General features: G+C 47.5%; 21 protein-coding genes. 3 read left to right on the top strand and 18 right to left on the bottom strand.

What is annotated here, in order from left to right; translation table 11 throughout:
* Positions 1-786: 786 nt before the first annotated feature.
* From HMPREF0980_RS07090 to HMPREF0980_RS07075, 5 genes are all read right to left on the bottom strand, one after another.
* Positions 787-2,343 (bottom strand): beta-propeller domain-containing protein, encoded by a 1,557-nt coding sequence (locus HMPREF0980_RS07090; protein ID WP_330375870.1) that lies wholly within the window; start codon positions 2,341-2,343, stop codon positions 787-789.
* A complete protein-coding gene (locus tag HMPREF0980_RS19420) occupies positions 2,322-2,696 on the bottom strand; it encodes a hypothetical protein (RefSeq protein ID WP_242847357.1) in 375 nt (124 codons plus the stop codon). The genes HMPREF0980_RS07090 and HMPREF0980_RS19420 overlap by 22 nt, the downstream gene beginning before the upstream one ends.
* Before the next feature lie 27 nt (positions 2,697-2,723).
* On the bottom strand, positions 2,724-3,206 hold the full coding sequence (locus tag HMPREF0980_RS07085; protein WP_049728463.1) for an RNA polymerase sigma factor: 483 nt from the start codon (positions 3,204-3,206) through the stop codon (positions 2,724-2,726).
* A 164-nt stretch (positions 3,207-3,370) separates the two neighbouring features.
* Positions 3,371-5,650 carry a hydratase gene (locus tag HMPREF0980_RS07080; RefSeq protein ID WP_049728462.1) on the bottom strand — a complete coding sequence of 760 codons (2,280 nt, stop codon included), beginning with the start codon at positions 5,648-5,650 and terminating at the stop codon, positions 3,371-3,373.
* Positions 5,651-5,662: 12 nt separating this feature from the next.
* A complete protein-coding gene (locus tag HMPREF0980_RS07075; protein ID WP_049728461.1) occupies positions 5,663-6,748 on the bottom strand; it encodes a PucR family transcriptional regulator in 1,086 nt (361 codons plus the stop codon).
* Positions 6,749-7,009: 261 nt separating this feature from the next.
* On the opposite strand from HMPREF0980_RS07075, the gene HMPREF0980_RS07070 reads away from it, so the two are divergent.
* Positions 7,010-8,359: an MATE family efflux transporter gene (locus HMPREF0980_RS07070; protein WP_049728460.1), complete on the top strand. Its 1,350-nt coding sequence runs from the start codon at positions 7,010-7,012 to the stop codon at positions 8,357-8,359.
* A 138-nt stretch (positions 8,360-8,497) separates the two neighbouring features.
* On the opposite strand, the gene HMPREF0980_RS07065 is transcribed toward HMPREF0980_RS07070, so the two are convergent.
* The 9 genes from HMPREF0980_RS07065 to HMPREF0980_RS07025 all read right to left on the bottom strand — a co-directional run bounded on the left by HMPREF0980_RS07065 (position 8,498) and on the right by HMPREF0980_RS07025 (position 17,985).
* A complete protein-coding gene (locus HMPREF0980_RS07065) occupies positions 8,498-9,610 on the bottom strand; it encodes an ABC transporter ATP-binding protein (RefSeq protein ID WP_049728459.1) in 1,113 nt (370 codons plus the stop codon).
* 154 nt (positions 9,611-9,764) lie between these two features.
* On the bottom strand, positions 9,765-10,601 hold the full coding sequence (gene rsmI, locus HMPREF0980_RS07060) for a 16S rRNA (cytidine(1402)-2'-O)-methyltransferase (protein WP_049728458.1): 837 nt from the start codon (positions 10,599-10,601) through the stop codon (positions 9,765-9,767).
* Positions 10,602-10,638: 37 nt separating this feature from the next.
* Positions 10,639-11,376 carry a tRNA1(Val) (adenine(37)-N6)-methyltransferase gene (locus tag HMPREF0980_RS07055; protein ID WP_049728457.1) on the bottom strand — a complete coding sequence of 246 codons (738 nt, stop codon included), beginning with the start codon at positions 11,374-11,376 and terminating at the stop codon, positions 10,639-10,641.
* The gene (locus tag HMPREF0980_RS07050; RefSeq protein WP_049728456.1) at positions 11,366-12,277 is read right to left on the bottom strand and encodes a PSP1 domain-containing protein; all 912 of its coding nucleotides are present in this window, start codon (positions 12,275-12,277) and stop codon (positions 11,366-11,368) included. The genes HMPREF0980_RS07055 and HMPREF0980_RS07050 overlap by 11 nt, the downstream gene beginning before the upstream one ends.
* Before the next feature lie 4 nt (positions 12,278-12,281).
* Positions 12,282-13,271, bottom strand: coding sequence for a DNA polymerase III subunit delta' (gene holB / locus HMPREF0980_RS07045; protein WP_049728455.1), 990 nt, complete (start codon positions 13,269-13,271; stop codon positions 12,282-12,284).
* A 53-nt stretch (positions 13,272-13,324) separates the two neighbouring features.
* Complete coding sequence (locus HMPREF0980_RS07040; RefSeq protein ID WP_049728454.1) at positions 13,325-14,782, bottom strand: aminotransferase class I/II-fold pyridoxal phosphate-dependent enzyme; 1,458 nt, start codon at positions 14,780-14,782, stop codon at positions 13,325-13,327.
* Positions 14,783-14,844: 62 nt separating this feature from the next.
* Positions 14,845-16,194: a glucose-6-phosphate isomerase gene (locus HMPREF0980_RS07035; RefSeq protein ID WP_049728453.1), complete on the bottom strand. Its 1,350-nt coding sequence runs from the start codon at positions 16,192-16,194 to the stop codon at positions 14,845-14,847.
* A gap of 65 nt (positions 16,195-16,259) precedes the next feature.
* The gene (locus tag HMPREF0980_RS07030; protein WP_049728452.1) at positions 16,260-17,162 is read right to left on the bottom strand and encodes a hypothetical protein; all 903 of its coding nucleotides are present in this window, start codon (positions 17,160-17,162) and stop codon (positions 16,260-16,262) included.
* Positions 17,163-17,292: 130 nt separating this feature from the next.
* Complete coding sequence (locus HMPREF0980_RS07025; protein WP_049728451.1) at positions 17,293-17,985, bottom strand: 5'-methylthioadenosine/adenosylhomocysteine nucleosidase; 693 nt, start codon at positions 17,983-17,985, stop codon at positions 17,293-17,295.
* A gap of 223 nt (positions 17,986-18,208) precedes the next feature.
* Between HMPREF0980_RS07025 and HMPREF0980_RS07020 the strand changes: the two genes are divergently transcribed.
* Positions 18,209-18,451, top strand: coding sequence for a TIGR03905 family TSCPD domain-containing protein (locus tag HMPREF0980_RS07020; RefSeq protein ID WP_049728450.1), 243 nt, complete (start codon positions 18,209-18,211; stop codon positions 18,449-18,451).
* A gap of 283 nt (positions 18,452-18,734) precedes the next feature.
* Here the strand turns inward: HMPREF0980_RS07020 and HMPREF0980_RS07015 are convergent, their stop codons facing one another.
* Together HMPREF0980_RS07015 and HMPREF0980_RS07010 are read right to left on the bottom strand one after the other, a co-directional pair.
* Entirely contained in the window at positions 18,735-19,217 is a 483-nt protein-coding gene (locus HMPREF0980_RS07015; RefSeq protein ID WP_049728449.1) for a DUF6147 family protein, read from the bottom strand.
* Between the two features lie 71 nt (positions 19,218-19,288).
* Entirely contained in the window at positions 19,289-20,116 is an 828-nt protein-coding gene (locus HMPREF0980_RS07010) for a DUF4367 domain-containing protein (RefSeq protein ID WP_049728448.1), read from the bottom strand.
* Between the two features lie 167 nt (positions 20,117-20,283).
* Between HMPREF0980_RS07010 and HMPREF0980_RS07005 the strand changes: the two genes are divergently transcribed.
* The gene (locus HMPREF0980_RS07005; protein ID WP_049728447.1) at positions 20,284-21,351 is read left to right on the top strand and encodes an undecaprenyldiphospho-muramoylpentapeptide beta-N-acetylglucosaminyltransferase; all 1,068 of its coding nucleotides are present in this window, start codon (positions 20,284-20,286) and stop codon (positions 21,349-21,351) included.
* A 55-nt stretch (positions 21,352-21,406) separates the two neighbouring features.
* Here the strand turns inward: HMPREF0980_RS07005 and HMPREF0980_RS07000 are convergent, their stop codons facing one another.
* Positions 21,407-21,949, bottom strand: coding sequence for an RNA polymerase sigma factor (locus HMPREF0980_RS07000; RefSeq protein WP_084002689.1), 543 nt, complete (start codon positions 21,947-21,949; stop codon positions 21,407-21,409).
* Positions 21,950-21,969: 20 nt separating this feature from the next.
* The gene (locus HMPREF0980_RS06995) at positions 21,970-22,377 is read right to left on the bottom strand and encodes an HIT family protein (RefSeq protein ID WP_049728446.1); all 408 of its coding nucleotides are present in this window, start codon (positions 22,375-22,377) and stop codon (positions 21,970-21,972) included.
* Between the last annotated feature and the right edge of the window lie 75 nt (positions 22,378-22,452).

The raw sequence follows: 22,452 nt of genomic DNA, 5'->3' as shown, positions 1-22,452 counted from the left end.
TCTATTCCCTAAAGCCTATCTCCTTTTTATATTCGAATTATAACTCAAAGCTTCGGACTATAAAATTATAATCTTCATATCATTATTTATATCCCTCATTTTCTCTATATAAGCCAGTCAACCCGGTTATTATACCTATAGCCGTTCCAGCAATAGACTCTGCCCTTATTCCTTCGCCTATAGCCGTATTAAGTTATTTCTTCTATAACCACTGCCTATATAGCTCCCATTATATAAATTCAGATATATTAGCTGATGTTTCTTCACACATCGTCTAATTTCTTTGAACTATCTTGTGGTATATACTATCAATATGTCTGCAAATACGAATCTTGCCATTCCGGTTATTCTTCTTCTCCGAATATTCTTTTTATTATTTATCTACCGGTTTCTTCTCTATTGTTAAGGCTTATTCTACGGGAATTTATATCTGCCATACCACTAACATATTGAGATTTTGATTCTGATATTACATTGTCCAATGGATTAAGCCTCCTTTATTTTATTTCCAAATTTATATCTCACCTACATATGAGATATAATTTTTTATAATCCTTTGAAAAATGGATAACATATACAGTTCATTATATGTCCTTCCCTTTTTCAAGAATCTCTTTCTCGTCAAGATTCTTTTTTGGATTTCCTTTGGATTGACTATATAATATCATCGGATTTTTTATTTGTCAATACTATTTTTACTATTTTTATTTATTAATTTATAATTGTATTAGTTTAACCAAATATTCTGTCTTTTTAAACATTCAGACAGCTCCGTACAAAATTCGTCTATAATATAATGTCACCTATCTTTTTGTAATTACTGAGACTGTATGATTCTACGATATTTCCCTGGACAATATAAAGGATATCGCCGATATAGATCCCCCGTGCAGGTATCGCCCCACTGCCGTTGATTTCTTCACCCATAAGGCATTTGAACCCGTCCTTGGTACTGTAGCTGAAAAGGTAATACTTCTGGCCGCCGGATTCATATCCCGGAAATCCGATGAGATTCTTTCCGGCATCGACCAGCGCTGCTTTATAATCATAAGACACATCCGTACTGTAAACATTTTCCATCACATACGTATCTTTTTCTTTTACGTCTGTCATATCCGTAATGTCGAACATCGTCAGCTTGACTCCTCCGGTGACGGACGTGTCCTCGTCCACGTCCATTCCGATTCCAATCAGAAGTCCTTCCCCGTAAAAATGCAGATAATCGGAAAAGCCAGGAATCTTTAAAGCCCCTTTTATCTCTGGTTTCTTAGGATCTGACAGATCCACGGAATACAGAGGATCCGTCTCCCGGAAGGTGACGAAGTATCCTGCATCTCCCATAAATCTTGCGGAATAAATCCGCTCATCCTCTGCCAGTCCCTCGATGGAGCCGATGACCTTCAGCTTATCATCCATGACATAGACAGAGTTCGTGTCCCCTGTCGTAACCGCCACCCTGAGGTAACCCTTATATTCATCAATAGAGAACGAGTCATTCAGATAGCCGTCAAAAGTCCCTTGTGCCTCTGCCCTGAGCCTGCCGTCCTTATATGCAATCTTTCTTACCGTCGTACTTGTTTTATCCGGCTCCTCCCACTCATTTTCATAATAATAGATATTCTCATTGCTTACATATATCTGGCCGCCTTTGGAGAATATGGCCTTGCTGTCCGTAATCGTATCCGGATCCTCAATGTCAAGTGCTGTTACAACTTCATACATGTTGCCCATATCTACCGGTGGCAGGTATATATCATCAATCGCCAGCGGCTTCTCATTGACGAGCGGCACGAAAGACTTTTCATCTCCCCTCGATATTCCGGTTCCGGTATAGTACGTGCTGAACAGATACAGGTAATCGCCTGACATCCTGGATGAGCTGTAAGAGCCGCTCTGGCGTATCCTGCCCAGCTCTACAGGCTGTGCCGGGTCTCCCACGTCGTAGGTAACTGCCTCTGTCGACGTGCTGACACCCATATCCCGGAACAGGTTTCCGTCTCCCTCTTCTGCCTTGCTGCAGATCATGACCAGACGCTTCTTTTCCGGATTCAGATAGAACTCTTCTATAGTCATGCCTTTTTCTACACTGATGGCTCCAGATTCTGTGAGAGAGCCTTCCTCTGCCTCCACAACTGCGATTTCCTGACGGCTGTCCTTGAGTACATAGAGATATTTTCCATCCGTTTTGGATGTATCTGCCTCATCTACCCCCTCCTGCCTAACGTTCGTAGTCGAATATGCGCTGGCTGCCGCGCCTGAATCGGACCTGCTCATTTGTGGCTCGGCGTTGTCTGCAGACTTGGCAGCGGAATCTTCCGTGGCTATTTCTTTGCTTTCCAGCACTCCATATACCGCTTCTTCTTTTTTTGCTGTTTATTGTAATTCTCGATATAAGAATATATCTGGTCATAATCTTTGGCCGATGCAATCTTATCGCCGCCGGAAGCGGATTCCTGTCCTGTCTGTATCCGGCTTGTGCCACTGCTGTTCCATATGACAGCCGCAGTCACGCCTGCTGCCAGTACGAGGCAGGCTGCCGCAAGGCCCGCGATTCTGGCCGGGCGCCATCTCCTGTCCTTCCGGTTATGGGCCGTCAACATCTTATCCACCGCATCAGGTTGTAAACCGTCCGGCACCTCGATATTTTTCGTCTTTTCTTCTAACTGCGTCAAAATGTCTTGTTCCCTTTTATCCATAGCGATGCCCCTTTCATTCATATCACACTATCTAAGCACACATTCCATCTTCTCCAGCGCCCTCTTCCTCTTCGATCGCACCGTGCTGGCGTTCAGGCTCAGCATCGTTCCGATCTCGGCGCTGTTATAGCCGCCGAACACCGACAGGCCGATAATGAGCTGCTCCTCCTCTTCCAGTATGAAGAATGCCCGCTTTACATCCAGTGCCAGGCCATAGTCAGGCTGTCTCCCTGCAGCATCCTCGTATTTATCATAAGGCTGTTCGCTGCTTTTCAACCTCGCATCCTTCCTGAGCTTCCTCCTGCATACATTAGCCAGAATAGTAAATATCCAGCTCTTGAACGCTTCCGCCTTCCGAAGTTTTCCAATATTTTCATAGGCAGAAACCACCGCCTCGCTCACCGCATCCTCCGCGTCATGCCCATCCTTCACCAGACACAAGGCAAACCGGTACAGGTCCTTGTAAACCGTCTCATACAACTGTGCAAACATGCTTGCATCACACTTCATATCCTGCCCTCCCATGAGATATGACAATATCTTTTCCTAATACCTGTGATATAAATAAGAGTCAAAAACACCCCTGGCTGTTGCATCAAAAGGCTAAAAAATTAATTGGGGACGGAGGAAAATTAAAAAACCTCCGTCCCCAATTAATTTCAGGGTGTCCCTTTCTAGCCTTTGTAATAATTGATCAGGCACCCTTTCAGAATGATTTCGCGCTCGGCATCTGTCATGTCTCCGACGCTCAGAGTGATTTCCTTAAGCTCTCCGCTGACTACATATGCCCTGATATCAGGTGTCTTATCTTCAATCGCTTTTTTGATGTCCGGTATAAAGATGTAGTCTCCGTTCTTGAAGTTCAGCCGCTGATGCTCTTCTTTCGTGATAAATGGAAGCATTCCCCAGTTGATAAGATTGGAACGGTATCTCTTTGTGGCATATTCGTTGGCGATATTGGCCCATCCTCCCAGCACTTTCTGGCAGGATGCCGCCTGCTCTCTGGCAGAGCCGTCGCCTGGCTTCACGGCAAATATCGTGCTTCCTACGCCTATGTTTCCTTCTCCGGCTTCCGGGAATTTCTTCCGTACTTCCGCCATTACCGGCTTCAGCTCATCCAGTACGTCGAGCGGACACGTGCCGGCCTCGATTGCCTTCTGTGCCTTCTGCACCTCTTTCGCCCTTCCTACATAAGCCGGGTCTTTTCTCGACAGGGTAAATTCTGCCAGGCCCAGCGGATTTGAACGGTACGAAGAAGTCTCGCCGGACGGTATGAGCTCGTCTGTCGTCGTTACAGGATCATGAATCTCTGCAACCACCTTGAGTACAAGATGCTCAGGCAGTGCCGGCATCTCAGGCCAGTCTTTGATATTGGGGCCAAACTTAATCTCGACGGAAGGGTCTGCCTTTCCCTTGCTGTCAAATACTCTGTTGGCATATATTTCTTTATCAAAATGATATTTCTGCCCCTTATATTCTACATCCATATCCGTTGCCGATGTGAGGAAGCCTTTGTTAGCCGCGGTTGCCGCAATGGACCGCGCATCCATCAGCGCTACGGATGATATCTGACCGCTCTGCAGCTTAGACCCCTCTCTGTTCGGGAAGTTTCTCGTTGAGTGGCGGATAGAGAGCGCGTGATTAGCAGGCGTGTCCCCTGCCCCGAAGCATGGTCCGCAGAATGCCGTCTTGACGATTGTACCCGCCTGCATAAGGTCCGCTACGGCACCGTTCTTGACAAGTTCCATGTATATAGGCGTGCTTGCCGGATATACGCTGAACGTAAATTCATCAGCCCCAATATATTTGCCGCGTATAATATCTGCTGCCGCACATATATTCTCAAAACCGCCGCCGGCACAGCCGGCGATGATCCCCTGTTCCACATACAGTTTTCCGTCCACAATCTTATCCTGGAGAGTATAATCTACCGCACCGTCCAGGCTTACCAGCGCTTTCTGTTCCACATCGTGGAGTACATCCTTCAGATTGGCATTCACTTCGTCAATCGTATATACGTTAGACGGGTGGAACGGCATCGCGATCATAGGCTTTATTTCACCCAGATCCACATATACCATGCCGTCATAATATGCCACAGCCCCAGGATTCAGCTCTTTGTAGTCCTCTGTTCTGCCATGGATCTCATAGAACTCTTCAATCTTTCCGTCTGTCTTCCATATGGAAGAAAGGCATGTCGTCTCTGTCGTCATGACATCTATCCCGATTCTGAAGTCCGCACTCAGCTTATCCACGCCCGGACCGACAAATTCCATTACTTTATTATTAACATATCCGTTGGCAAATGTGGCTCCGATAATCGCAAGCGCCACGTCCTGAGGTCCTACTCCCTTTGCAGGCTCCCCGTCCAGATAGATGCCTACAACGCCCGGCATCTTGATATCATAAGTCTTTTCCAGGAGCTGCTTTACAAGTTCCGGCCCGCCTTCGCCCATCGCCATCGTGCCGAGCGCACCATATCTCGTATGGCTGTCCGAACCAAGGATCATCTTGCCGCCACCTGCAAGCATCTCGCGGGCATACTGATGGATGACCGCCTGATGAGGCGGCACATACACTCCACCGTACTTCTTAGCGCAAGTCAGCCCGAACATGTGGTCATCCTCGTTGATCGTTCCGCCTACCGCGCATAGAGAATTATGGCAGTTGGTCAGAACATATGGAATTGGAAAATGTTCCAGCCCGGAAGCCCTTGCTGTCTGGATGATTCCCACAAAAGTGATATCGTGGGAAGTAAGTTTATCAAACTTGATTCGCAGGCGCTCCATATCGCCAGACGTATTATGTGCAGCCAGAATATTGTATGCCATCGTATTCTTAGCCGCATCTTCCTGTGATACAGCCTGCCCCGTTTTGGCGGACACTGCTGCCACATCTTCCTCAATCTCTGTACCGTTCAGCAGATAGACACCTCTATCGTATAATTTCACCATGTTAATTTCCTCCTACTCTTTCATATATTTCATGTGGTCTGCGACCATCATAGCTATCTTAAATGTCAGCGCATCATCGAACACCCTTACGTCAAGTCCGGTCTTCTTCTGTATCTTCTCCAGCCTGTATACAAGCGTGTTTCTGTGTACATATAGCTGTCTGGCTGTCTCCGATATGTTCAGGTTGTTTTCAAAAAAGGTATAGACGGTAGCCAGCTCTTCATCGTCAAATTTCACGGAACCGCCGCCGTCGAACACCTCTTTCAGGAACATATCGCAAAGCGGTACCGGGAGCTGGTGTATGAGCCTGCCAATCCCAAGCTCGCTGTAAGCTAATATATTGCGTTCCGCGTAGAACACACGGCCCACTTCTAATGCCATAGCGGCCTCTTTATATGATTTTGATACGTCCCTCAGTTCTTCGATAATCGTACCATAAGCGACCCTGACGCTGACCATGGCCTCCATGTTCAGCGTATCGACGATAACCTTCGCGGTCTGGTTCACATCTTTATAATCTTCCGTTTTCTCCAGCGCCTTAACGAGAATAATATGCCCCTCGTCCACAGCCGTCACGAAATCACTGCTGCCTGTGGCATACAGTCCCTTCAATGTCTCGAGCACGAGGTTCTCCCCTTCGTGCTTCGGCTCGATAAGGAATACGGCCCTGCGCAGTTCCACAGGTATCTTCATCTTCTTCGCCTGATTATAGACGTCTACGAGCAGCAGGTTGTCCAAAATCAGGTTCTGGATAAAACGGTTCTTGTCCATTCTTTCTCTATATGCGGATATCAGGTTCTCCAGCTGGCTCACCCCCAGGCGGCCGCTCAAGGCAATATGGGACTTATCCCCCTGCAATGCCAGCACATATACCGGTTCCTCTTCAGAATGAATCAGAAACAGCCCCGTGCCGTCCTCCATAAGTTCCGGGATGTCCCCTGTCTGTTTTATATAAGACGACACTTGTTTGTCCAGCGTTGTCTGCTTTTCGTTCGTCATAACGAGACAAGTCCCCCGCATATCCCAGATAGAAACTTCCAGCTCTGTTATCCTTCGGATATCCTGGACTGTCTTATGCAAAACCTGGTTTGATAACATCCGCATCCTCCTGTCGGACTATATGTCCATTTATCATTTTACCATACGTAACTGGCAGTGTCTAATATTTTACCATTGACACCTCACTTTAATTCATGTATGATACCTTCAGACAGCAAGGCGGCGTCAGTAATCAGCATGCTGCCTGAAACCGTATAAAGAATATGACTTTGCCACCGGGTAAAGTATGAGAAGCGTTTGGAAGCCATACCGTTAGGTCTGAGAAGGTATGGAGCCGGGCGCTTTTTTTGGAGGCCGATAATGAAAAAAACTAATCCATCTTCACTTTTTCTTACTTTCTGCAAATACGTATTATTTAATGTCACCGGGATGATCGGCCTTTCCTGCTATATACTGGCTGATACTCTGTTTATCGCCCGGGGGCTTGGCCCTGACGGCCTTACTGCGCTGAATCTGGCAATCCCCATCTACAGCTTCATCCACGGTACGGGCCTGATGACCGGTATGGGAGGAGGCACCAGATATTCCATTCAGAAGGCTGCCGGTAATACTGCCGCGGCACGCCGGACATTCACCACGGCCGTCATCGCGGCACTTGCCTTTTCTTTCCTCTTTGTATTGGCCGGAGCATTCGGGGATAAAGCTCTTGCGTCGCTTATGCGCGCCGATAGTGCCGTATTCGGGATGACACGCATATATCTAAAAGTGATACTGCTGTTCGCACCCGCTTTTATGCTCAATAACGTTGTGCTCTGTTTTGTAAGGAATGACGGAAATCCCAACTTATCGATGGCTGCCATGCTCGCCGGCAGCCTGTCCAATGTCGTTCTGGACTATATATTTATCTTCCCCCTTGGTATGGGGATATTCGGTGCCGTAATCGCCACCAGCCTTGCACCACTTATAAGTCTCGGTGTCCTTTCACTGCATCTGCTCTCCGCCAAGAGCGGCCTAAGGCCTGCAAGGCCGTCCCATATGGTAAAAAGCGGTGCGGGGATCCTTTCGCTTGGCCTGTCATCCTTCATCGCTGAAGCGGCTTCCGGTATTGTGATGATTACGTTCAACTTCATCATCCTGTCTCAGAAAGGCAATCTGGGTGTTGCCGCATACGGCATCATTGCGAACCTGTCGCTCGTCGTCACTTCTATATATACTGGTATCGCGCAGGGCAGCCAGCCACTGTTAAGCGAGGCACACGGAGCAGGCCGGCAGGACAGCATACGCAGGGTCTATATATACGCCATCACATCCGCCTCCGTTCTCTCCGTCGTCATCTACAGCTCCCTGGCCCTCCTGAGGGCTCCTGTCATCGGCCTGTTCAATCACGCCGGCAATAAGGCGCTGGCAGAGATGGCAGGGCAAGGCATACTTTTATATTTTACCGCATTTATATTTGTCGGTATCAATATGATTTCTGCCATGCTATTCAGCTCCGTAGAACGGGCCCGGCTTTCCTTCACACTTGCAATGCTTCGTGGAATCGTCCTCCTGCTCCCGCTTGCACTGCTGATGTCGCAGCTGTTCGGAATGACAGGGGTGTGGCTCTCCTTCCCGGTCACAGAACTGGCTGCGAGTGCCGTTTCAGTCCTATTCGTCGTCCGGCACTTTAAAAAACACGCCACACATTCCGTTTATCTGCATTATCAGTGAATTTGCTGGCCGAGCGGCCTGATTGGCTCATTATGAGCCCTGAACAGCGGAACGCCGTTCAGATAGGTTCCATTTAGTGCATCACCATGCGCAAAAGAATGCCAGCCCCTTCGGGCCGGCATCCTGCGCTCTTAGAAATTAGTTTGTAATGGTAAGCTCTGTCTCTTTGTCAAACACGTGGATCTTCTCTGCATCCAGAGCGAACTTCACTGTATCGCCTGTTCTTGCTGTCGTCCTTGGGTCAACCCTTGCCGTCATATTGGATCCTTCGTAGTCAAAGTACAGGTACACCTCCGCACCTAACATCTCATATACGCGGATGGTGGCTTCTATCACCGTGTTCGGGGAAGACTCGATGAACATCTGCTCGTCATGCACGTCCTCCGGACGGATACCGAGGACGACTGTCTTACCCTCATATCCGCCGTCAATGAGCTTTTTCGCTTTCGCCGGCGGAAGCTCGATTGCCGATGGCCCTGCCTGGAGTACTACTTTCTCGCCGCTCACCTTGCATACCGCATCGATAAAGTTCATCTGAGGCGAACCGATAAATCCTGCCACAAAAAGATTACATGGATAGTCGTATAACGTCTGCGGCGTATCCACCTGCTGAACGATACCTGCATTCATAACTACGATTCTTGTACCGAGCGTCATAGCCTCGGTCTGGTCGTGCGTGACATAGATAATCGTCGTTCCGAGCCTCTGGTGCAGCTTGGAAATCTCGATACGCATCTGTCCGCGGAGCTTAGCATCCAGATTGGAAAGCGGCTCATCCATAAGAAATACCTTAGGATCACGTACAATGGCACGGCCCATAGCAACACGCTGTCTCTGTCCGCCTGACAGTGCCTTAGGCTTCCGGTCCAGCAGCTGTTCCAAATCGAGGATTCTTGCCGCTTCGCGAACCATCTTGTCAATCTGATCCTTCGGAGTCTTTCGAAGCTTCAGTCCAAATGCCATATTATCATATACCGTCATGTGAGGATACAGCGCATAGTTCTGGAATACCATCGCGATATCTCTGTCCTTCGGCTCTACGTCATTTACCACCTTATCCCCAATTCTGAGTTCGCCTGAAGAAATCTCTTCCAGGCCTGCAATCATACGAAGCGTCGTAGACTTGCCACATCCGGACGGTCCGACAAATATGATGAACTCCTTGTCGTCAATCTCAAGATTAAAATCCTTTACCGCTTCAAATCCGTTTGGATATACTTTGTTAATGTGCTTTAATGATAAACTTGCCATGTCTTACTTCCTCCTAATCAACCTCTCGTATCATCCGATACCTTTTTCGTTCTGTAACAAAGTATATAAAAAAAGTTCAACCCGAACCATGCCCAAGTTGAACAATCTTTTTAAATATTTCTATACAAGTTGAACAAGAAGCTGCGGACATCTGCTAGAGCAGCGCCTGGTATACTTCGCGCTTGCCGATTCCGCGGTCTTTTGCAACCTGTTTCATGGCATCTTTCTTGGTCATGCCTGCGGAGAGATACTGCTCCATATGCGCTTCTATGCTCAGCTCCTCCCACCTGGCCCGGGCTTCATCCCTGACCGCCTTCCGGCTCTTGCCCTCCACGACGATTACGCATTCCCCTTTTGGTTCCGACGTCTCATAATAGATGCATGCGTCTTCCAGCGTGGTGGCAAATGCCGTCTCATGCCTTTTTGTCAGTTCCCTGCACACGGCCGCCTTCCTGTCTCCCATCGCCTCCGCCAGTTCTTTCAGCGTCCTGACGAGGCGGTGCGGCGCCTCATAGAGGACAACGGTCCTCGTCTCTTTCGCCAGCTCTTCCAGTATCTCCTTCCGCTCTTTTTTGTCCAAGGGAAGAAAAGCCTCGAAGGCAAACCTTCTCGTGGAGAGCCCTGACAGAGTAAGCGCCGTAATACACGCCGCCGCCCCGGGCACTGACGTTACAGGTACGCCTGCCTCATAGCACATTTTCACGAGCTCTTCGCCCGGGTCGGATATCCCGGGCGTTCCTGCATCCGTTATGAGTGCGACGTTCCTGCCTTCGAGAAGAAGCTCCACAAGCTTTTTCCCCTTATCTATCTTGTTGTATTCATGATAGCTTGTCATCGGCGTCTTTATCTCATAATGATTCAACAGCTTGATACTGTTGCGCGTATCTTCCGCTGCAATCAGATCAGCTTCCTTTAATGTACGCACTGCCCGGAATGTCATATCTTCCAGATTTCCGATCGGCGTCGCGCATAAATACAATGTACCGGCCATAACCCCCTCCTTCTCCGCGCGTACGCGGCGGTTGCGCCTATCCCCCGTACAGGCTGCGCAGCTCTTGCGTGTACCCTCCGTTCTTTTCATATACGATAAGGGGCGGCTCCGCCTGCATCCTTGGATTGCCGTCTTTCAGCCCCTCGATCAGGACCATGTTGGGCTCCTTGTCGACGTATGGATATACGAAACGCATACGTTTCGGCTCTATCTTGTAGCTGCACATCTTCGCAAATATCTCCGGCAGCCGGAACGGCCGGTGCACCATATAGAACCTTCCTTTCGGACGGAGTATCTTTGCACTTTCCCGCAGGATATCATCGAGGCAGACTAGTGCCTCATGCCGCGCCACATACAATGCCTCATTGTCATTCTTTAGTCCGTGGTTGCCGATCATATACGGGGGATTTGTCGTAATGACGTGAAAAGAGGCTGCCCCGAATAAACCGGCCGCCTCTTTGATATCACCTGTCACGATGTCAACCTTCCCTTCCAGCCCGTTGTGAAGGACACTCCGGCGTGCCATGTCCGCACTCTCTTCCTGTATCTCCAGTCCCACGTAGCGTGAGCCTTCGTTCTTGGCCTCGAGCAGAACGGGCAGTATCCCCGTACCGGTTCCCAGGTCCAGCGCCTCCTCACCAGCCTTGACATGGGCGAAGGAAGACAGCAGCACCGCATCCATCCCGAAGCAGAACCTCCCGGGGCTCTGGATGATCTCATATCCCTTGATCTGCAGGTCATCCAGCCGCTCTCCCGGCTTCAGATTAGTTATCATCCAGCTTTGACACTCCATTCTTCTCTTCCAGAGCCTTCAACTGTGCAAGCTCTTCTTTTGTAAGCCTTACATCCTTTTTCCTGCGCTTTGGCTTGAACCTTAATTCAGCTGCTTTATATTCCCGAATCTCTTTCTCGTCATTTTCCAGCGTTACGATTACCTTCACCTGCTGGCGCAGCACGTTCACCGACTGGACATCCCCGTGCAGCCCCTCCGGCGTGGTCACATGATCCCCGACAGACGGAAGCCTGTTATTCAGCTCCTCATATGTCTCCTCTTCATTCGTAAGGCAGCACATCAGCCTTCCGCACACGCCCGATATCTTCGTAGGATTCAGCGACAGGTTCTGCTCTTTGGCCATCTTGATGGACACGGGGGCAAATTCTGTCAGATACGTATTGCAGCAGAGCGGTCTGCCGCATATGCCGATTCCTCCGCGTATCTTCGTCTCGTCCCGGACACCGATCTGCCTGAGCTCAATCCTTGTGCGGAACACGCTCGCCAAATCCTTCACGAGCTCTCGGAAATCAATTCGGCCGTCCGCCGTAAAGTAGAACAATACCTTGTTATTGTCAAATGTATATTCCGCGTCTATCAGCTTCATCTCAAGCCCATGCTTGCGGATCTTCTCCAGGCAGATTTCAAAGGCTTCCTTTTCCTTCTCCCTGTTTCTCGCCTCTTTATCCATATCTTCCTTAGTGGCGATACGGATAACAGACTTGAGCGGCTGCGTAATCCGGTCATCCGCAACTTCCTTCGGACCGGTGACGACTGAACCAAATTCCACGCCCCTGGCGGTCTCTACGATAACCTTGTTGCCCGTCTTAATATTGAACTTTCCCGGCGCGAAGAAATAAATCTTTCCCGCAGGCCGGAATCTTACTCCTATCACTTTTGTCATATCACTAATTCTCCTTTATGGTAAGGAACAGAAGCTCCATGGCCAGCTCAAAGTTGACATTTGCCTTCAGTCTTGTCTTGGCTTTTTCTAGGCTCTCAAGAATCAGCTCGATTCCTTCATATGAGCTCTTTCTTGCCTGTTCTTTAATATACTTAATCTGATCCTTGAACACAACCTTGTCCATATCTTTTGTCGCTTTATATAACAAGACATCCCTGTACCATACCATGATAATGTCCAGGTAGTCGTTGATTTCTAGTTTATAAGTCGTGATCCGCTTCACCGCTTCTACGATTTCGCTAAGTTCCATCTCCTGGATATATTTCAGCAGCTGGACCGCTTCCTCACGAATCTCGTTAAAATACTCGGAATTCGCAAGCAGTATCGCCCGTCCCATATTACCCTGGGCAAACGCGGTGCACATGTCCGCTTTGTAATCCGGCACTTCCATCGTCTCCATCAGGTACTTTTTGATAAGCGTGTCCTTGATATTACGAAGCTTCAGCATCACGCAGCGGGAGGCTATCGTCGGAAGCAGCGTGTCCGCATTTTCCGTTAGCAGCATGATAACCGCATACTCCGGCGGCTCCTCGATCGTCTTGAGGAGCGCGTTCTGCGCCTGCACAGACATCATATCCGCCTGAGGGATGATGTATATCTTATAAGGTCCCTGGTACGGCTTTATCAGAATCGTATTGTTGACCTGTTCACGGATATCGTCCACGCTGATCGTACTCGGCTTCTCGTGAGTCACTTTGATGATATCCGGGTGGTTCCCACTTTCTGCCTGCCTGCAGGAATGACATTCATTGCACGGGTCCGGCCCTGCCTTCTCGCAGAGCAGTGTCGTTGCAAACAGGTTCGCGAGCATTTTCTTCCCCGCACCCTTTTCCCCGTTCAATATATATGCATGCGACACCTTATCCTCCTGCACCGCACTTCTTATATAGTCGATAATATTTTTGTGTCCAACCACATCTTTAAAACTTCCCATTTTGTATTTCCCCTAGTATTTTTTCTGAAAATCGTACGCCAGTTACTGTTCTATTATTCCTGTATCAAGACCTCTATATACCGGTCTATGGCCGGGCCCTCTATAGAAAATCCCATGCCCTTATACCATTGTAACATATCTGCGGCATCTTTCGAAACCTTTTCTCCCGGAACAATCAATGGACTCCCGGGCGGATATAGGTATGCGTATTCCATGGAAATGCATCCTGTGCTTCTCTCCCATGGAACCGGCCCCGTACGCCTTTTCCCGGACACGTCCGCCCGTTCCTTCAAGGCCGCGGCGTCCGAAATGCTACAGAACGTTTCAAGACGCGGCAGCGTCCCCCCTGAAGGCAGCTCGTGCTGTCTGGAACAGCCACGATATGACGCTCCATCCATGCGCCGGCCTGTTTCCAGATCCATTTGGCGCAGCGCACACGTAAGACGGTGCATCCCTTCCTCAACATCTCCCACTGACGTCATCGCCAGCACGTAAGTGCCGGCCGCCATCTCCATCTGTAAATGATAATCCTCCAGAAGCGCTTTGTAAAGCCTCTTCCCGGTCATATCTGTATCCTTCGCCGATATGATTATCTTGGATCGGTCAAAGTGCTCTGTCTCTGCCAGTTTCAGGTATCTAAGCCCACTTAGCTCCTTCCGCGTATGCTCCAGCAGCTCCACATAGGAGCTGAATATATCCGTGCCCCGCCTCTCCAGAAGGTCTATGCAGGAATCTATACTGGCCAACAGCACATAAGACGGACTGCTCGTCTGCAGCATGTGCAGGTAGTTTCTCACCTTCCCCCGGTCTACAAGCTCCCCGTTCATATGCAGCAGTGCCGTCTGGGTGAGCGACGGCAGCGTTTTATGCAGACTGTGCATAACGATGTCCGCTCCCTTTGTATTGGAATTGTCTGGAAAATAAGGATGGAATCCGAAGTGTGCCCCGTGAGCTTCATCGACAATCAGCGGAATCCCTTTTTCATGGGCTGCCGCCGCGATGGATTCGACATCCGATACGACACCGTCATAAGTCGGCGAGACGATAATAACCGCCCGTATATGCGGATACCTCTCTATAGCACGCTTTACGTCCCCAGCAGATATCTCCGTATTCAGACATGCATCTGTGCTGAATCCCGGATATAAATAAACAGGATCTAACTCATTCAGATATATAGCATGATACACGGACTTGTGGCAGTTTCTAGCCACAAGTACCGTGTCTCCTTTTTTAGTCACGCCCGCTACAGCGCTCAAGATTCCTACCGTGCTCCCATTGACGAGGAAATGCGTCTCCTCCGCCTGATAGACCGATGCCGCCCTTGTCTGGGCTTCCTTCAGCATTCCGCTTGCATGATGCAGGTCGTCAAAGCCCTCGATCTCCGTAATATCAATCTGGTACGGAATCGAGGACTTCAGCATGTCCGTATTCCGCTTATGGCCCGGCATATGGAAACCGTAGAAATCAGAATCACTATATTCACTTAACTTATCAATAATTGTGTTCATATAACGCTGTGGCTTTCTCTTCGTGTATGCTTACCGGACCGCTACAGTCCAATAAGGCAGTCTTATAATCTCTTCTGCAGCTCTTCTCTTTCTTTTTCAAATCCAGGCTTGCCGAGAAGTGCAAACATATTCTTCTTATAGCTCTCCACGCCCGGCTGGTTAAATGGGTTCACCCCAAGGATGTATCCGCTTACGCCGCACGCAAACTCAAAGAAGTAGAACAGCTGGCCAAGAGAAAATTCATCCTGTTTCGGTATGTTGACAATCAGGTTCGGCACATTGCCGTCCGTATGAGCAAGTATCGTACCGTTCATGGCACTTTTATTGACAAAATCAACATCTTTTCCTGCAAGATAGTTCAGTCCGTCCAAATCAACCGGCTCTTCATGAAGGATAATCTCTTCTGCCGACTCCTCCACATTCATCACCGTCTCATACATGATGCGGCTGCCATCCTGAATAAACTGGCCCATGGAGTGAAGATCCGTCGTAAGATCCACAGACGCAGGGAAGATTCCCTTCTGATCTTTGCCCTCACTCTCTCCATACAGCTGCTTCCACCATTCGGATACATAATGGAGGCTTGGCTCATAATTTGCGAGAATCTCTACCGCCTTTCCCTTGCGGTGGAGTATATTGCGGACCGCCGCGTAAAGCATGGCGTCATTTTTTTCAAACGGGGCATCCAGAGCCATCTTCCGGCCTGATGCCGCACCCTCCATCAGCTTATCGATATCCGCTCCGCTTACCGCGATGGGAAGAAGCCCAACTGCCGTGAGCACGGAAAAACGTCCGCCCACATCGTCCGGCACGACAAAGGTATCATAACCTTCCTCGTCTGCAAGATTCTTGAGCGCCCCTCTCGCTTTGTCCGTCGTCGCATAGATTCTCTTGCCTGCCTCAGCCTTTCCATATCTCTGCTCCAGCATCTCCTTAAAAATGCGGAATGCAATCGCCGGCTCTGTTGTCGTCCCCGATTTGGAGATGATATTCACTGAGAAATCCCGTTCTCCAATTACGTCAATCAGATGCTTCAGATATGTACTGCTGATGCTGTTTCCTACATAATATATTTCAGGTGCCTTCCTGATTTCCTTAGAAACCATATTATAAAAGTTGTGGCGGAGAAATTCTATCGCGGCCCTCGCCCCGAGATAGGAGCCTCCGATACCAATTACGAGCAACACTTCCGAATCAGCCTGGATTCTTTCGGCGGCCTTTTTGATCCGCCCAAATTCTTCTTTATCATAGTCAACAGGAAGGTCAATCCACCCAAGGAAATCATTCCCCGCCCCTTCTCTTGAAAGAAGCTCTGCTTTCGCCTGCTCTGCAATGTTCTTCATGGACTCCAGCTCATGGTCGCAGATAAATGTCTTTGCTTTCGAATAGTCAAATGTTACTTTATTTTCCATAGTGACCCTTCCCTTCTATCTTAAAGTATATATCGTATTCATTTTAGCAGATCGGGAAGTTTTAATCAAGCCATAAACTCTTCCAGAATCTGACGTATAAGCACATCCTTAGCCAGCGGCTCTGGCTTCTTCTCCGGCTTCTTCTCTTCCTTTATCTGTACCGGCTCCTTTTTCATCTGTACCGGCTCCTGAATCTCCTCTCCAATCGCCTTTTCAGCCATCGCTTTGATCGGGTCCTTCACATCCGGGACCTCATACGGTTCCGGCATCACAGGCGGTGTAATCTCCGGCTTCGTTGATGGAGACGGCACTTCCCGCGCCGGCATCGGACGTTCCGGCGTCCCCTGCTTGTCCTCCTTCTTTTCCTCCGCTTCTATAGCCTTGTCGGAAACGGCCCCGAACTCTACAGCCGGTGACTCCGGCGCCATGACTTTCAGTTCCTTCTGATATGTCTTTTCATAGCGGTGGAGACATACATTTTCCAGATAATCTACCATATAGTTTCTTACAGCGTCCAGCCTGTAATTCTCATCTGTCGTCAGGTGAAAGAGATAGACGAGGATTGCAAGCCCTGCTCCGGCCGCACCTGTCTTCAGGACCATATCCTGCATCCCGTTCACGACATATTGAAGTGCCGCACCAGCCGCGCCTATGAGCAGGCACATTCCTGCAGCGGCTTTCTCCATACGCCTCCAGCTGTGAAGTTTCATTCCTGCGGTACGGTATTCATACAGATACTTGTCCACAAACACGTTGACATTCTCCACGGTGTCGCTGATCATGCATGCGTGTTCAAACTTGGCACGCACGAGGCGCATGAGCGGATGTGTACTTTTATTCATATTTCCGGCCGCACGCACCATACGCTTAAGCGTAACATTCACAATCAGTTTACTGATAATCCCCAATACTGTCATAACTCCCATAAGCACAAATAAAATATGCTTGTCCAATATAAATTCTAACATAAAAAAGCCCTCCTTCTTGATTCGATTATAACCGAAGTCATGAAAGAGGGCGTCAAAAACCATTCTACATATTCCGCCTCCCGGCAGGGGAGATTCTGTCTAATCCATTCAGATCTTCCCGAGACGCCTTTTAAATATTTTCCACCAATTGCTTTACAAGCCTTATGCTGTGTACAATTGCCTGCTTCTCGAACGCGGGATAGTCCATAGTGGCGCTCTTGTCGGCTTTGTCAGAAATGGCTCGAATGATGACATACGAAACTTTGTTCAGGTATGCGGCCTGTGCAATCCCTGCCCCTTCCATCTCCACGCAGAGCGGCTGAAAGTTCTCCCTGATCTCGTCTTTCCTGCCATCGGAAGAGATGAACTGATCCCCGCTTGCTATCCTGCCCTTAAATGTATGGATATCCGGATTCACCTTCTGATTTGCTTCCACGGCTTTGTCTACGAGTCCTTGATCTGCGGGGAATGCGAGCGTGTCCATCCTTGGCACCTGACCTGCCGGATCGCCTACGGCAGTGGCGTCCACATCGTGGTGCAGGGCGTCTGTAGAAATAACCATATCCCCAATATCTATCCGTGCATCGAGAGAACCGGCTACCCCGGTATTAATCAGCAAATCAACATGAAAGCAGTCAATCAATATCTGCGCGCAGATTGCTGCATTCACCTTTCCAATCCCGCTCCTGACTACAACTGCGTCTTTTCCGCACAGGATTCCCTGGCAGAACTCCATTGACGCCTTCGTAACGATCTCCTTAATCTTCATGTCTTCTTTCAGTGCCGCCACTTCCTCTTCCATGGCTCCAATAATTCCAATCATGTCTATCCTCCTGGCCTGATAATTCCTAACCTGTTTTGTCTCATTATAGTGGATGAGATGCAGCTTTGCAAGGTAAGGCAAATACATATGGAAATTTTAATATATCTTTGTTATAATTCCTTATGTACTGTTGAACGCAGGTCGTTTAATAAGTGTATCTTATCGAATAAGGTTAATTCGATAAACATATTGTATACTAGATAGTATTCAGGAGGAGCGTATTATGGAATATAGACCACATGGTGTCTGTTCACGGCTTATCCACTTAGACGTGGAAGATGACATAATTCAAAATGTGCAGTTCGTGGGGGGATGCAGCGGAAACGCCCAGGGAATCTCCAGGCTTGTAAAAGGCATGAAGGTAGACGAGGCAATCGAACGTATGGAGGGCATCGACTGCGGAGGCAAAGGAACATCCTGCCCGGATCAGCTTGCAAAAGCGTTGAGGCTGGCAACTGGTCGATGATAGCGGAACCCAGCCTGTAACGGGGAAAGGATACAAAGCCGGGGAGCCTTGTATCCTCTCATGATTAGTCCTTTAGTTCTTTTTGGTATCCGAAGGAACCGCAGTAAGCACCGCTCGCGACGACTTTAGCTCGTTACGTGAGCCTACGGTTTCTCAATGTAAGGTCGAAATTATTGTTAATAGTTTCTCCTGCACTGCAAGCGGTGCTTACTGCAGTCCCTTCGGACGGTGCATTAAATGTTGTTTTGTTACTTTAGAGATTTTGGAATCAAGTTGATAATACCTACGGTTCTTCGATGAAAATTCCATTAGTGAATGAGCTACTCACATCATTATTGGCCGAGTGAATGCATCTTACTCTGTAATAATATCCACCATCAACTGTGACTTGTCTGTTAGCTGATACTCTATCGGTATTGAGATTTTCCTTTTCCCAATTTGCACAATACTCCCAGGAACCATTATCTCCTGTAATCCTTTCAACAATAACAGCAATTTTGACTTTATCTACAGTATGAGCCGCAACGGTTGTTCCGCCTGCATAAATACTTCCAGGTCCTAATCGTACTACTTTAGAATATCCATTCAGGAGGTCAATCCCCCTTGTCATTTTCATTGCATATCCTATAGATTCATTATCGTATGTAAGATAGGAACCATCAACTATTGGAACTTCTGATGATGCTTTTGTATCAGTTACGTTAGCAACTAAAAGATTCAGGAATAATATCAAAGTTAAACACATTGATATTACCTTCTTTTTCATCCTCAACCTCCATACTTACCTTTGCCCTCATATATAAAGACACTTAGCTCGACAAAAACTGACGCACTTATTTAAAAAAAATATAAATAATTTAAAATCTTTTCCAAGTCCTCTTTTTCAAATGTTCCATTTAGAAAATATTCCAGTCCCTTGTACTCAAAACTGGCAGAAAATCTTTCTGCCTTAGAGCCATCTGTACTATATTCTTTTACTTTAATATCGCAGCCTTTTATCTTCTTTGTCCACTGATTCATTACTTTATCTTCAACATCTATAGCCCAAGACGCCTCACTAAAAGAGGCATTGATATAGTAAGAAATCTTTTCATTATCTATTTTATAATATATTTCAGCCGTTTGTAATTGTGAATCAAGTGCGCTACTTTCAAATACCATCCCTTCAATGCATGGAACTACTCTAACAATGTCGCAGCCAAATGCATCTTTTATCTCTTGATATGCATTTTCCTCCTTCTCTTCGATTGAAAGATAATTGTCTTCGCTTGAATCTACCTGTGAAATTTCTCTATCTCCTACAGCACTACTCATTAATTTAATGATTCTCTCCGGTCCACCCAAACTCGTCACACCTATCGCCATTGCAAGGACAAGTGCTGCCGCGAGGCTCAGATACATTTTCTTCTTTTTTCGCGTTTTCTTTATTTGTATCTTTCGTCCAATCTCAAGCGCCCTTCTGTCCTCTTCGGGAAGGAGGGAATATAGCCTTTCCTTTTCGTAATCATTTATATTTTTGTTTACATTTGAACGTATTCCTTCTGTGATTTTGTCCGTAACAACTTCATCCGCACAGTTTGCCTCTACGTCTTTTTCAATGATGTCTGCCTCTTTATGGAACTCTTTCTGTATCAGCTGTTCCGTCTTATCTAGTTTTTCTTTCATATACTTACCTCTTTTTATACCTGCCTTTTCTCTTACTCTTGACCAATCCCCCTGTAAACGTATATTATAAAGGTAACAAAATGCCTGCTGCGGGCATTATTTATACTTATTGAACGGTAAGTTCAATATGATATAGTATACGTATATATCAAGATTGGGAGGTCACTATGAAACGTATCATCTTAACCGGCGGCGGTACGGCGGGCCATGTTACTCCGAATATCGCCCTTCTTCCGCGTCTCAAAGAATTACAATATGATGTACATTATATCGGTTCTTACAACGGCATTGAAAAAGAACTGATTGAACAGTTCGGCATTCCTTACCATGGAATCTCTTCCGGAAAGCTGCGCCGTTATTTCAGCGTCCAGAATTTTACAGATCCCTTCCGTGTAGTTAAGGGTCTGGGAGAAGCCAAGAAGCTCGTCAAAATATTGAAGCCAGACGTCATCTTTTCTAAGGGAGGGTTCGTATCCGTGCCTGTAGTTTTGGCCGGAAGGCGGCGCCATGTACCTACAATTATTCACGAATCAGACATGACACCCGGTCTTGCCAACAAACTGTCCATTCCTTCTGCAACGAAAGTATGTTGTAATTTTCCCGAGACATTAGAGCATCTTCCCGCAGGGAAAGCTGTTCTGACCGGTTCCCCTATCCGTCAGGAGCTACTGTCTGGTGATAGATTCAAGGCCCGCGAGTTCCTCGGATTTCAATCAGATAAACCTGTGATACTCATCGTAGGTGGAAGCCTTGGCTCTGTTGCGGTCAATGACGCCGTTAGATCCGTGCTCCCGGAATTTTTAAAATCTTATCAGGTTGTCCATCTGTGCGGGCGGGGCAAAATTGATGAATCTCTGAAAGGATTAGAAGGTTATGCGCAGTTCGAGTACATTAAAGAGGAGTTGAAGGACTTGTTTGCGCTCACGGATATCGTCATATCACGCGCAGGCGCTAACGCCATATGTGAATTGCTGGCACTTCACAAGCCTAACCTGCTTATACCGCTTTCCGCCAACGCAAGCCGTGGTGACCAGATTCTGAATGCCCGTTCTTTTGAACGCCAGGGATTCAGTGTCGTGCTGGAAGAGGAAGAACTGGACAAAGACATCCTGTTAACCTCTATCAACCGTTTATATGAGCATAGGGATTCTTACATAAAAGCGATGAAGAAATCCTCCCAGCAAAATTCCATCGATACAATCATAGATTTGATCGAATCCGTTGTAAACAAATAATTCGTTCCTTTATGTAACAGAACGCAGAAAACAGGTGTCATTGCGGCACCTGTTTTTATGCTTTGCTCAAGAGTTCAAACTGGTCTTCATAGTTTTTCCTAATCCATTTCTTTGCCCGGTATAACATACTATGCAGCACTTCCACAGATACTCCCATTATCTCTGCAACTTCTCTCTGAGATTTTTCAAGACAGTAAGTCAAAGTCACGGCTTCGTACCAGCGTTCATTCATCTGGTATAGTTCTCCAAAGATATGATCAGCAAATTCTCTATATTCTTTTTCCTGAAGCCTTTTCTCAAATTCATCTTCTGAGCTTTCCATCGTCCAGCCTTCATACATTTCGTCTGATAGAATCTCTCGCCTGCCATCCCTTTTGAAATTGAGAGACATATTTCTTGTCGTCACAATCAGCCAGGACCTTACCGCGTTCAGATTGATATGTTCCATCACAGTATATAATTTCACAAATACATTCTGTGCTATTTCTTCTGCCGCGTGATGATTCCCGGTGTAACGTAATGCTGTCTTGTATACAATCTTTATATTGTCTTCATAGATTGCACCAAAAGCTACCCTGCCTATAGACTCGATTTCCACGTGTTCATCCTTCTTTTCTACTAGTTTATCTTAGACAGTATGTCCTGTACATCCTCATCTCTGAGCTCTCCCATCTTCCATCCGAGTCCTACCTGGTCATCTTTATGCCTCGGAATGAGATGCATGTGAAAGTGGAATACTGTCTGGCCTGCCGCCTCTCCATTGTTCTGCACGATATTATAGCCGTCACAGTCCAGTATATCTGTAAGCTTCGTAATCATTTTCTTGGCAAGGACCAGCACTTTGGCTGCAGCCTCATCATTCAGTTCGTATAGGTCCGCGTAATGCTCTTTCGGGATAATGAGAGCATGTCCCTTGGATGCGGGACTTGCATCCAGAATCACCCGGAAGTCTTCGTCTTCATACAGTGTTGCTGTCGGGATATCTCCATTTGCGAGCTTGCAGAATATACAATTTTCTTCTCTCATAATTATACACTTCCTTTTTTAAATAATGATTGATTATTTACACCGCCAATGCTAAACTGTTAGTTCAGAAAGGGC

Source organism: Dorea sp. D27, assembly GCF_001185345.1.
Lineage (GTDB): Bacteria > Bacillota > Clostridia > Lachnospirales > Lachnospiraceae > Extibacter.
This window is presented reverse-complemented; position numbering and strand designations above follow the sequence as displayed.